We start from the raw sequence: 12,199 nt of genomic DNA on the forward strand, positions 1-12,199 counted from the left end.
TGTACGACTGCAAAACACTATAGCGACTAATCCCGCCCGTCGCATTGCGGAAAACACTAACGCGAGCACCGCACCGGGCACAGACTCCAGCAGCGCCCGCGCTGTCCCTTAACGCTCGATCGTCAGCGCCACGCCCATGCCACCGCCAATACACAGAGAAGCAAGGCCCTTCCTGGCGTCGCGGCGCTGCATTTCATGCAACAGCGTGACCAAAATACGGCAACCGGACGCACCCACCGGGTGCCCGATGGCAATCGCACCGCCGTTAACGTTGAGTTTGGAGGTGTCCCAACCCATTTGCTGATTGACGGCACAAGCCTGCGCTGCAAACGCTTCGTTGATTTCCATCAGGTCAAGGTCGGCGGCCTTCCAGCCCGCGCGCGCCAGCGCTTTTTGAGACGCCGGCACCGGGCCCATGCCCATCAGGGCCGGATCGACACCGGAGGTGGCAAAGCTGGCAATGCGGCCCAGTGGTTTGAGCCCCAGGGCGGCGGCTTTCTTGGCCGTCATCACCATCACGGCAGCGGCGCCGTCGTTGATGCCGGAGGCATTGCCGGCGGTCACGCTGCCGGCCTTGTCAAAGGCGGGACGCAGACCGGCCAGAGCGGCCGCGTTGGTCTTGCGGTTCAAGAACTCGTCGGTGTCAAAGACAATCGCATCGCCCTTCTTCTGGGCAATGCTGAGCGGCACGATTTCGTCCTTGAACTTGCCGGCGTCTTGCGCAGCGGCGGCCTTTTGCTGGCTACCCAATGCCAGCGCGTCCTGCATTTCGCGCGTGATGCCGTATTTCTTGTTGACGTTTTCAGCCGTGATACCCATGTGGACCTGGTTGTAGACGTCCCACAAGCCGTCGACGATCATGGAGTCGATCATCTTCCAGTCGCCCATGCGCTGACCGTCCCGCGAGCCGAGCAACACATGGGGTGACGCGCTCATGTTTTCCTGGCCGCCCGCAATCACAATGTCGCTGTCGCCGTAAGCCACCGCTTGCGCGGCCAGCATCACAGCCTTCAGGCCGGAGCCGCAGACGCAGTTCACGGTCAGTGCCGGGGTTTCAATCAGCAAGCCACTCTTGATCAGCGCCTGGCGGGCCGGGTTTTGACCCGAACCGGCCGTCAGCACCTGGCCCAAAATAACTTCACCAATCTGATCCGCGCTCAAGCCCGTGCGCGCCAGCAAGGCTTTGATGACGGCGGCACCCAGCTCGGGTGCTGGCGTTTTGGCCAGGGTGCCACCAAATTTGCCCACGGCCGTGCGTGCGGCCGAAACAATCACGATGTCTTCCATATTTGTCTCCTGAAGTGTGAAAAGAACGATTACAAAAAAACGAAAATTTATGCCTTGGCCTTGACGTAGCGGCCGGGGGCCGCCTCGATGGCCCTGTATTTGCCTTTGCCATATGTCTTGGGCGCGGGAATCTGCTTGCCCGCATGGCTCACTAACCACTGAGACCAATCCGTCCACCAACTGCCCGCTTGCTCAGTGGCGCCAGCCAGCCATTCGGCGTGCGCTTGGGGCAACTTGCCGTCAGAGCGTAACCAGTGGCTGCGTTTGTTCTTGGCCGGTGGGTTGATCACGCCCGCAATGTGGCCGGAGGCCCCCATCACGAAGCGCTTTTTACCGGGCAAAACCTGAGTCGATGCGTAGGCGCCGCCAATCGGCACGATATGGTCTTCGCGCGAGCCATAAATATAGACCGGCATGTCCACCAGTCCCAGATCGACCTTTTCACCGCAGACCACCGCTTGGCCGGGCTTGACCAGCCTGTTTTCCAGGTAGGTATTGCGCAAGTACCAGGCGTAGTACGGCCCCGGCAGATTGGTGGAATCACTGTTCCAGTACAGCAGGTCAAAAGGCGGCGGGGTTTCACCCTTGAGGTAGTTGCCCACCACGTAGTTCCACACCAGGTCGTTGGGGCGCAAGAAACTGAAGGTGCTTGACAGGTCTTTCCCTTTCATCAAGCCGCCCTGGCCCATCTCCTGTTCCCGGTATTTGACAAACGCCTCGTCGATAAAGACATCCAGGATGCCGGTGTCGCTGAAATCGAGCAAGGACGTGAGAAAGGTGGCACTGGCAACCGGCTTTTCGCCGCGCGCCGCCAGCACCGCCAGTGCCGTGCCCAGCATGGTGCCGCCAACACAAAAGCCCAGCGCGTTGATGCTCTTGGCCCCGGTGATGTCCTGCGTGACCGTGATGGCTTTGATCACCGCATCGTCAATGTAGTCATCCCAGGTTTTGTGCGCCAGCGAGGCGTCCGGGTTGCGCCAACTCACCACAAAGGTCCGGTGGCCCTGCGCCACGGCGTAGCGGATCAGCGAGTTATCCGGCTGCAGGTCCAGGATATAAAACTTGTTGATGCAGGGCGGCACCAGCAGGAAGGGCTTTTCATACACCTTGTCAGTCAGCGGCTTGTACTCGATCAGCTGGAACAAGTCGTTCTCGAACACCACCGCACCCTCGGTGGTCGCAACGTTTTTACCGACTTCGAAAATGCTTTCATCGGTCATGGACACATGGCCCTGGCGCAGGTCATGGATCAGGTTGGTCACGCCCTTGGCAATACTCTCGCCCTGGGACTCGATCGCCTTTTGCTGCGCCTCGGCATTGAAGGCCAAAAAGTTGCTCGGCGCGGCCGCTGCGGTCAACTGTTCAACCGCGAAGCGGATGCGGGCCCGGGTCTTGGCATCGGCCTGCACGGCATCGGCCAGTCCCATCAAGGTGCGGGTGTTGAGCAGGTAAGCCGCGGCCGAAAAAGCCGCCATCGGATTGTTTTCCCAGGCCTTGTCGGCAAAGCGCCGATCCTTGGGCTGTGTGGTGCCGTGCAGGCTTTGACCCCAGAGTGTCGCCGCCTCCTGGAGGAACTGCTGTTGCAGCGCCTGCAGTTTCTCGGGGGCAAAACTGATCTTGGGCGGCGGGCTGCCCGGCGGGATCAACCCCTTTGCTGCCTGACCCAAATCCATGTTCTGGAACGACTGGAAAGCGTTACGCCAACCCTCACCCAAAGCCTGTTGAAATTGCTGGGCCGATTGCCCCAGAATTTCCGGAATATCCTGCGTCATGTGATGTCCTCTCTCAGGTTCGCGTTCTTATAAACGCTCTAGTATCCGGGACTGGCTCGTCCAAAACTTGACTTTTTTCAATCCGATACTAACTTACTCATTTATGTACATCGTGCCCCTTGCCTGGTTGTATGTTGCGCTCATGATGGCAGTGGCAGAAGCCACCAATTCAAACGGCACGCTGTTGGGCGCGCTCATCACCTTTGTGTTATATGGGCTGGTTCCGGTGGCTCTGGTGGTTTACCTGATGGGCGCACCGTCCCGCCGCCGCGCCATCAAGGCCAGAGAGGCCGCAGAGTTGGCCAAGATGACGGCCGGAAAAGCGTCAGTCCAGCCAGATGCAGGCGGCCATGCGGCCACTGACGCGGTCACGCCGGTGCGAAAAGAACCTTGACGTTTGGCCGACCGTGCACCATGGGCTTGTGCCGTCGTTGCCGTAGATTTCGGTCACACCCAGGGCACGCAGCCGCAAGCGGGCCAGGCCCTGCAGATCCGCCAGCCATTTGCCGTCGCCCTGCGGCCTGAACATGGCCCGCGCTTGCCCGTTCTGCGCCACAAACGCCGCGCGCACCTCATCGCCGACCTCAAACGCCTGCGGTCCAATGCAGGGGCCCAACCATGCTATTATTTCAGTAGCTATAGACGATTTATCCACGGGGGCTAGAGCCCTGAAAGACTCTATAACCTGCTCCAGAATGCCGCGCCCGCCCTGCCCGGCCAAGCCACGCCAGCCAGCATGCGCCGCCGCCACCAGACTGCCCCGTTTGTCGGTCAAAAGCACCGGCAGGCAATCGGCCACCATGATGGTGCAGGCCACGCCGGGCTGAGCCGTGAGGCAGCCATCGGCCACAGTGCCATGTGCGGTATCGACTGAAACCTGTTCGACCTGCGCACCATGAACCTGCGACAAGAAAACCGGCCGCGCGCCCAGTGCCTGTTCCAGTTGGAGGCGATTGGCCTGAACCGCCAGCGGGTCGTCGCCCACGTGATCACCCAGATTGAACGCGTCATACGGTGCCACCGACTGGCCACCGGCACGCGTGCTGCACACCGCATGCACCTTGCCGGGAGCGGGCCAACGGGGCATCAGCCAGTCGGGAGGCAAATTCACGTCTGACTCAGTCGTTTTTCAGGCCTGGCCGCGCCCGGCTGCCCTCACGCATGGCTGGCACGCACCTTGTCATAAGCCGCCAACAACTTGTGGTGCATTTCACAACCATCAAGCGCCAGGCCCGGCGCATTCAAACCCATGAAACGGTCGGTCTGCATGATGAGCGCGTGCGCCTGCGCCACGGCCCCGGCACCGTACAACTGGCGCAAGGCGTCCATATACGGTCCACTGTCACCCATCTCGGCCAGATTGATGATGCTCTCGATGCAGGCGTAAACCGCGCGCCGTTGCGGGTTGAGCTGCGCAAAGTGCTTGATCCAGTCGCAGCCCTCCAGCGTGGCCGCTTCATCACCAATGGCCAGCGCCAGCAGGGTCTTGAGCTCGCCCACGCGCAAGTCGCTCCAGAAAGAGCCGGCATCGGCGGCCAGCCCGATCACGCCGGCCACCGGGCGCTGATCGGCCAGCGCCGACTCGTTGAGCGTATCGAGCAGGTCTGAACATTCTTCGTCGTCGAGATCGGGCAGATTCAAAATCGCCTCGCGGATGCTGTTGCCCACGCTGTTGTTCTCAAACGCCAGGTCATCGACCGGATAAATCTCGGACATGCCCGGCACCAGAATGCGGCAGGCATAGACGCCCAGGTGGGTGAAGTCGGCAATGTAGATGTCGCGCCCGTCCTTGTGAATGCGATCCACCGCCCAGGCGTAATCCTCGGCCGTGGTGTTGCTGAAGTTCCAGTCGACAAACGCGTGATCCGGCTCGTCGCCCAAAAATTTCCAGTGAATCACACCGCTGGAATCGACGAAATGGATTTCGATGTTGGTGGAGCTGCCAACCTCTTCCAGATCAAAGCCCGGTGCCGGAAAGCCTGCCAACGAATCCAGCGCACGGCCCTGCAGCAGCTCGGTCAACGCACGCTCCAGCGCAATCTCAAAGCGCGGGTGGGCGCCAAAACTGGCAAAGCAACCCTGGTCTTCGGGGTGCAACAGCGTCACATTCATCACCGGGTATTGGCCGCCCAGCGAGGCATCTTTGACCAGAATGCCAAAGCCGGCTGCGCGCAGTGCCGCAATACCAGCCGCAATGCGCGGATAACGTGCAATCACGGCCTGCGGCACATCGGGCAGGCAAATGCCTTCGCTGATGATGCGGGCCTTGACGTGGCGCTCAAATATCTCCGACAAGGCTTGCGTGCGCGCCTCCGCCTGCGTGTTGCCGGCCGACATGCCGTTGCTGACGTACAAATTGCCAATCACATTGACCGGGAAGTAGGTCACCGCGCCGTCGCGCTGGCGCACATAGGGAATGGCGCAAATGCCGCGCTCGGCATTGCCGGAGTTGAACTCCACCAGGCTGCTGGCTTCAATACCGCCTTCGGGGTTGTAAAACCGATGCAAATCAGCGTTGAGCAACTCAGGGGGCCAACTGCCGTCTTCACCGGGTGCAAACCAGCGCTCCTGTGGGTAATGCACATAGGGCCGGTTGGCAATATCGGGGCCCAGGTAGTAATGCGTCCAGAAATAATTGGTTGAGAGCCGCTCAAAAAATTCGCCCAGGGCGCTGGCCAGACAGGCCAGCCGGGTGGCGCCTTTGCCGTTGGTGAACATGAGCGGGCAATCGCGGTCGCGAATATGCACCGACCAGATGCCGTCCACCGGATTCAGCCAGGAGCGCTCCTCAATATGAAAACCAAGCGCCTGCAGCCTGGTTTGATGGTTATTGATGGTGGATTCAAGAGAGGCATCTTTGCCGGGGATAAAGTTTTGTGTTTGCATGGGGTCGCAGCATACCGCAGGGCCAAAGGCGTCGAGTGGCCGAGGGTCTAACGTTAAACTTCGCTGCCTGTCAATACCGAACACAACAACGGAGACTTTCATGATCCTCGAACTCGCCGACATCCGCATTCACCCTGGTCAGAACGCCGCTTTTGAAGAAGCCATCCAGCGCGGTTTGAAAACCGTCATCCATGAGGCCAAAGGGTTTCAGGGCTACAAGGTCAACCGGGGTATTGAAAACGCCGAGCGCTATGTTCTCCAAGTCTTCTGGGACACGCTGGAGGACCATACGGTGGGTTTTCGCCAGTCGCCCGCCTTTGCCGAGTGGCGCGCGATTGTCGGGCCGTTCTTTGCCGGCGCGCCGAGCGTCGAGCACTTCGAGTTGGTGGCCAAATCGGCCTGAATCTGATGACCTCCTGACAGAAAGACAAACACCATGCCTTACGTTTTTAATCCAGCCCCCGTCGTGTCCGTCCCCGTTGTCGGGAGCGACGCGCGCTTTCCGGTGCACCGCATTTATTGCGTCGGGCGCAACTACGAAGATCACGCCAAAGAGATGGGCTTTACCGGCCGTGAGCCACCCTTCTTTTTCATGAAACCGGCTGACGCGGTGCTGGTCGTCAACGCGGGCGAGACGGCCCGCCTGCCCTACCCCAGCCTGACCCAGAATCTGCACCACGAAATCGAACTGGTCGTGGCGATTGGCACGGGTGGCAAAAACATCCGGGCGGCCGACGCCCATCAGCACATCTTTGGCTACGCCGTGGGTCTGGACATGACGCGGCGCGACCTGCAAAACGAGATGAAAAAACAGGGCCGCCCCTGGTGCATCGGCAAGGGCTTTGATGCCTCAGCGCCGATTGGTCCCATCACCCCGGCAGCAGCGGCCGGCGACATCGCCCAGGCTGAAATTTTCCTGCAGGTCAATGGCCAGGATCGCCAACGCAGCCAGGTGGCCAAGCTGATCTGGAGCATCGCCGAGGTCATTGAACACCTGTCTGCCGCCTGGGCGCTGCAGCCGGGCGACCTGATCTACACCGGCACGCCCGAGGGTGTCGGCGCCGTGGTGGCGGGCGACACGCTCCATGGCGGCGTCACCGGCCTGAGCGCCATCACACTCACGGTCGAATAGAGCCCCAACCCCGCGGAAAACCCATTTGCGCCTTCTTGCATCGCTGGCCAGGTTGTGCGCCATCCTGGGCGGCAGCCTGCTCACCGCGATCACCCTGCTGACCTGCGCCAGTCTGATCGGGCGCAACACGCTGGGCCTCACCCTGGCCGGTGACTTTGAGTTGACGGGCGTGGCCAGCGGCGCAGCGCTGGCCTTGTTCCTGCCCTGGTGCCAATGGCAGCGCGGCAACATCGCGGTCGATTTTTTCACCGCCAAAGCCAGCATTAAAACCACGCTCCTGCTGGACCGCTTGGGCGCGCTGCTGCTGGCAGGTGTGATGGCGCTACTGGCCTGGCGCACCGGCGTGGGCGCGCTCAACGCCCTGCAGTCCCATTCCGGCACCATGCTGCTGGACTTTCCCGAGTGGCTGGTGTACGCCAGCATGGTGCCGCCGATGGCTTTGACTGCACTGATTGCCCTGGTGCAGGGTTTCGGCGGCGGCACCATGCGCTCTGAGGGACAGGTATGAGTCCGTTGCTGCTCAGCCTGATGATCATTGCCCTGATGCTCGCTCTGATGGGGCTGCGGGTGCCGATTGCGGTGGCCATGTTTGTGGCCGGCGCAGTGGGCTACGTCCTGCAGGCGGGCTGGGGACCGTTCAGCAACTTTCTCAACAGCCTGGCTTTTGCCCGCTTGGCCAACTACGAGCTGTCGGTCATTCCCCTGTTCATTTTGATGGGCCATTTCGCCACCCAGGGCGGCATCTCGAAAGCGTTGTTTGGCTTCGCCAGTGCCGTAATGTCGCGCTTCAAGGGTGGCCTGGCGATGGCGACGGTGCTGGCCAGTGCGGCTTTTGGGGCCATTTGTGGCTCGTCGGTGGCCACGGCAGCCACCATCACTTCGGTGGCGCTGCCCGAGCTGACGCGCCACGGCTACTCCGGCCGGCTCGCCACCGGCACGCTGGCGGCCGGCGGCACGCTGGGCATTTTGATACCGCCCTCGGTGCCGCTGGTGATCTATGCCATTTTGGCCGAGCAAAACATTGCCAAGCTGTTTGCGGCGGCTTTTGTCCCTGGAATCATCGCCATGCTGGGTTACATGATCGCCATTGCTGTCTATGTACGCCTGGTGCCGGGCCATGCACCCGACAATGACACGCCCCTCAACCCGTCCCAGGGAGATCGCAGCAACCCCCTCGCGACGCAGGCACTGCGCGGCGTCGTGCCGATCGCGCTGGTATTTTTGGCCGTTTTTGGCGGCATTTACGGCGGCTGGTTCACCCCCACCGAGGGCGCCGCCGTGGGCGCGGCGGCCACATTGGGGGTCGCGCTGCTCAAGGGCGAACTCAATTTCGTCAAGCTCAAATACTGCTTTTACGCCACGGCGCAGGGCTCGGCCATGATCTTCCTGATCTTTCTGGGCGCCGACTTGATGAATTCGGCGCTGGCGCTGACCCAAGTGCCCAACCAGCTCGCCGCCGTGGTGCAAAGCTGGGGCTTGTCGCCCTTGTGGGTGGTGTCAAGCATCTTGCTGTTTTATGTGGTGCTGGGCTCGGTGATGGACGAGCTGTCGATGCTCTTGCTCACCATTCCCATCTTCTTTCCGCTGGTGATCGGGCTTGACTTTGGCATGCCGCCCGAGTCGGTCGGTATCTGGTTTGGCATCATGGTGCTGATGACGGTCGGCTTTGGCCTGCTGGCGCCACCGGTGGGGCTCAATGTGTACGTTGTTAATAGTCTGGCACCCGGGGTGCCGATCGCAGAAAGCTACCGCGGCGTGCTGCCATTTTTGGTCAGCGATGTGTTGCGTACACTCCTTCTTTTGTTCTTTCCTGGCATCTCACTGTGGCTGGTTAAATTCATCACCTGACACCTTCAACACGCCATCATGCAAAGACGCTCCCTGCTCAAAACCAGCGCCGCCCTGGCACTGACTGCGCCCGCTTTCAGCCAGGCCGCCGCCACCGTCACGCTCAAGTTCCACACCTTCATGGCGCCGCAGTCCAACGTGTGGCAGAACATGCACAAAGTCTGGATGGACAAGGTGAGCAAGGAATCAGGTGGGCGCATCCAGTTTGAGGCCTACCCGGCGATGCAGCTGGGCGGCAGCCCGGCGCAGCTGTACGACCAGGCCAAAGACGGCGTGGTGGACATTATCTGGACCATCCCAGGCTACACGGCGGGCCGCTTCCCCCGGATCGAAGTGTTCGAGCTGCCCTTCATGATGACCAATGCCGAGGCCACCTCCAGGGCCTGCTGGGAGTACATGCAAACCATGGCGTTGGATGAGTTCAAAGACACACAAGTGCTGGCGCTGCAGGTGCATGGCCCTGGCGTCTTCCACACCAAAGACAAACAAATCAAGACGGCCGCCGACCTCAAGGGCCTGAAAATGCGCGGCCCGACCCGCCAGGTCACCAAAATGCTGGGCTATCTGGGCGCCATACCGGTAGGCATGCCGCTGCCGGCCATTCCTGACGCGCTGTCCAAAGGCACCATCGACGGCGCCGCGCTGCCCTGGGAAGTGGTGCCCTCGGTCAAGGTGCATGAACTCACCCGCTTCCACAGCGAGTTTGACCCTGCCGGTGGCGCGCTCTACACCGCCACCTTTGTGCTGGCGATGAACAAGGCCAGCTACCAGGCACTGCCGCCTGACTTGAGAAAAATCATCGACAACAATTCAGGCCTGCAGACCTCAGGCTGGCTGGGCCGGGTGCAACAAGCCGGGGACGCCGCCGGTCGGCAGGCCGCGCTGGCGCACAAAAATACGATTTACGCCATCCCGGCGTTGGAGGCGCAAGAGTTCAAACGCAAAGCGGCTGTCGTTGAAGTGGCGTGGGTCGAAGACATGAACCAGCGCGGCTTTGACGGCCGTCAGTTGCTCACGACGGCGCGCGCTCTGATTGCCAAACACAGCAAGGTGGCGGCAAGCCCGGCTTCAGCCATCGCACCCGCCATTACCCGGCCGAAGAAGACTTAATTTTTTCAAATTACACTGTATTCATGCTGCGTACCCCCATCAAACACTGCAAAAACTGCGGCACCGCCGTGGTTTACCGGCTGCCGGACGATGGCGACACCAAAGAGCGCGCGGTGTGCCCGGCGTGCAGCACCATTCACTACGAGAACCCACTCAACGTGGTGGGGACCGTGCCCTACTGGGGCGACAAGGTCTTGCTGTGCAAACGCAATATCGAGCCGCGCTTTGGCAAATGGACGCTGCCCGCCGGCTTCATGGAAATGAACGAAACCGTGGCCGAAGGCGCAGCGCGCGAAACGCTGGAAGAATCGGGCGCGCAGTTTGCCATGGAAGGTTTCTTCTCGCTGCTGAACGTGCCCCGCGTGGGACAGGTCCATGTGTTTTACCTGGCGCGCCTGCTCAGCGACGTGTTCGTACCCGGTTTCGAGACCATCGAAACGCGGCTGTTTGCCGAGCATGAAATTCCCTGGGACGAAATCGCCTTCAGGACCGTCAAGGAAACACTGGAACACTACTTTGCCGACCGTCGCAACGGGCACTTTGGGACCCATGTCCTTGATATCGCCTGACATCCTGCGGCTTGGCGAGCTCTGGTTCTACCGCGTGGGCGGCTTTGTGCTGCTCAATGTGCTCGACGACCCGGCCTGGCTGGCGCTGATGTTTTGTTGAGCCATGCTGCCCTGCTACGTTTTACTTGACCTGGAGACCACCGGTGGCAATCCGGTGCACGACCGCATCACCGAGATTGCCGCCGTGCGCATTGAAAACGGGCAAGAGGTGGCGCGCTGGAGCACGCTGGTCAATCCGGGCTGCTCGATCTCCCCGTTCATCCAGCACCTGACCGGCATCAGCAACGCCATGGTGCGCGGCGCCCCCGGCTTTGAGACGGTGGCGCAGCACTTGCTGGCGCTGCTCGACGGCGCCGTGCTGGTGGCCCACAACGTGCGCTTTGACCACGGTTTTTTGCTGAACGAACTGGCCCGCCTGGACGTGGCGCTGCGGGTCAAGACCCTGTGCACGGTGCGCCTGTCGCGCCTGCTGTACCCGCAACACAAGGGCCACGGCCTGGACGCCATCATGCAACGCCACGGCATCCGCACGCTGGAGCGCCATCGCGCCATGGGCGATGTGGAGGTGATGCAAGCCTGGCTCCAGATTGCCCGGCAGGAGCACGGCGCAGAGCTGCTCGGGCAACAGGCACTGGCGCTGTTGCAAAGCAGCGCCACGCTGCCACCGCAGTTGGAAACCCGGGTGGCTGACATCCCCGAATCGGTTGGGGTTTACATTTTTTATGGTGAAGGGCCGCTGCCCCTGTACATCGGCAAGAGCATCAAGCTGCGCAGCCGGGTGCTGGCGCATTTTCAGGCTGCCAGCCGGGCGCCGCGTGAGATGCGCATGGCCCAGGAGATCCGGCGCATCGAGTGGCTGGAGACTGCCGGTGAAATCGGCGCCCTGCTGCTCGAAGCCCGGCTGGTGAAAGAAAGGCAGCCAGCCTACAACCGCCGGCTGCGCCGCGAAAGCACGCTATGCGCCTGGCGGCTGGCGGACGACCCCTTGGCCCGGCCGCTGCTGAGCCTGGTACGCGGTGAGGCCTTGCAGCCGCAGGAGTTTGGGCAGATGTACGGCGTCTACCGCTCCAAGAATCAGGCCCTGAGCAGTTTGCGCGAACTCGCCGACAGCCAGGGTCTGTGCCTGCAGGCGCTCGGCCTGGAGTCCGGCAAGGGCCGCTGTTTTGCACACCAGATTGGGCGCTGCCAGGGCGTCTGTTGTGGCGAAGAAAGTCCCGAACGGCATCACCTGCGCCTGCAACTGGCGCTGGCGCAGCAAAAGTTGCTGGTCTGGCCCTATCCCGGCAAGGTGGGCCTGCGCGAGTACAACGCCCGCAGCGAGCGCACGGACATCCATATCTTTGATCAGTGGTGCCACCTGGCCACGGTGCATGATGAAACCGAACTGACGGACGCCCTGGGCAGCCGCAGCACGCTGGCGTTTGACCTCGATACCTACCGGCTCCTGCTGAAACACATCGCAGCACCGGGCAAGGGCAAATTCGAGTTGATCGACTGGACCGAGAAACAGCAGCAGACGCTCAACTCGCTATAGAAACTATAGCTATATACGTAAGCAATACGGGGGCTAGAGGCCTAAAAGTCTTATATAGCCA

Annotated in this window: 12 protein-coding genes; 8 read left to right on the plus strand and 4 right to left on the minus strand. The window is 61.3% G+C overall.

From position 1 onward, the window contains the following. Positions 1-108 precede the first annotated feature (108 nt). Both RFER_RS12940 and RFER_RS12945 read right to left on the minus strand, forming a co-directional pair. Entirely contained in the window at positions 109-1,287 is a 1,179-nt protein-coding gene (locus RFER_RS12940; protein WP_011464846.1) for an acetyl-CoA C-acetyltransferase, read from the minus strand. A 47-nt stretch (positions 1,288-1,334) separates the two neighbouring features. Further along, on the minus strand, positions 1,335-3,059 hold the full coding sequence (locus tag RFER_RS12945) for a PHA/PHB synthase family protein (RefSeq protein WP_011464847.1): 1,725 nt from the start codon (positions 3,057-3,059) through the stop codon (positions 1,335-1,337). Positions 3,060-3,162: 103 nt separating this feature from the next. Between RFER_RS12945 and RFER_RS12950 the strand changes: the two genes are divergently transcribed. After that, complete coding sequence (locus RFER_RS12950) at positions 3,163-3,453, plus strand: hypothetical protein (RefSeq protein WP_011464848.1); 291 nt, start codon at positions 3,163-3,165, stop codon at positions 3,451-3,453. Here the strand turns inward: RFER_RS12950 and pgeF are convergent. Further along, positions 3,385-4,146: a peptidoglycan editing factor PgeF gene (pgeF, locus tag RFER_RS12955; RefSeq protein ID WP_011464849.1), complete on the minus strand. Its 762-nt coding sequence runs from the start codon at positions 4,144-4,146 to the stop codon at positions 3,385-3,387. The genes RFER_RS12950 and pgeF overlap by 69 nt on opposite strands. A gap of 68 nt (positions 4,147-4,214) precedes the next feature. Further along, positions 4,215-5,945, minus strand: coding sequence for a 30S ribosomal protein S12 methylthiotransferase accessory factor YcaO (gene ycaO / locus RFER_RS12960; RefSeq protein ID WP_011464850.1), 1,731 nt, complete (start codon positions 5,943-5,945; stop codon positions 4,215-4,217). A 100-nt stretch (positions 5,946-6,045) separates the two neighbouring features. Here ycaO and RFER_RS12965 point away from each other — a divergent pair, with 100 nt between their 5' ends. The 7 genes from RFER_RS12965 to RFER_RS12995 all read left to right on the plus strand — a co-directional run bounded on the left by RFER_RS12965 (position 6,046) and on the right by RFER_RS12995 (position 12,138). Beyond that, entirely contained in the window at positions 6,046-6,348 is a 303-nt protein-coding gene (locus RFER_RS12965; protein ID WP_011464851.1) for an antibiotic biosynthesis monooxygenase family protein, read from the plus strand. Positions 6,349-6,381: 33 nt separating this feature from the next. Continuing rightward, on the plus strand, positions 6,382-7,077 hold the full coding sequence (locus RFER_RS12970) for a fumarylacetoacetate hydrolase family protein (RefSeq protein ID WP_011464852.1): 696 nt from the start codon (positions 6,382-6,384) through the stop codon (positions 7,075-7,077). 25 nt (positions 7,078-7,102) lie between these two features. Then, a complete protein-coding gene (locus RFER_RS12975; RefSeq protein WP_011464853.1) occupies positions 7,103-7,585 on the plus strand; it encodes a TRAP transporter small permease in 483 nt (160 codons plus the stop codon). Beyond that, a complete protein-coding gene (locus tag RFER_RS12980) occupies positions 7,582-8,925 on the plus strand; it encodes a TRAP transporter large permease (protein WP_011464854.1) in 1,344 nt (447 codons plus the stop codon). Before RFER_RS12975 ends, RFER_RS12980 begins: the two co-directional genes overlap by 4 nt. A gap of 18 nt (positions 8,926-8,943) precedes the next feature. Continuing rightward, entirely contained in the window at positions 8,944-10,035 is a 1,092-nt protein-coding gene (locus RFER_RS12985; protein ID WP_011464855.1) for a TRAP transporter substrate-binding protein, read from the plus strand. A gap of 23 nt (positions 10,036-10,058) precedes the next feature. Then, positions 10,059-10,604 carry an NUDIX hydrolase gene (locus RFER_RS12990; RefSeq protein WP_011464856.1) on the plus strand — a complete coding sequence of 182 codons (546 nt, stop codon included), beginning with the start codon at positions 10,059-10,061 and terminating at the stop codon, positions 10,602-10,604. 103 nt (positions 10,605-10,707) lie between these two features. Further along, entirely contained in the window at positions 10,708-12,138 is a 1,431-nt protein-coding gene (locus RFER_RS12995; protein ID WP_011464857.1) for an exonuclease domain-containing protein, read from the plus strand. Positions 12,139-12,199 lie beyond the last annotated feature (61 nt).

The sequence above is a fragment of the Rhodoferax ferrireducens T118 genome, assembly GCF_000013605.1.
GTDB classification, from domain to species: domain Bacteria; phylum Pseudomonadota; class Gammaproteobacteria; order Burkholderiales; family Burkholderiaceae_C; genus Rhodoferax; species Rhodoferax ferrireducens.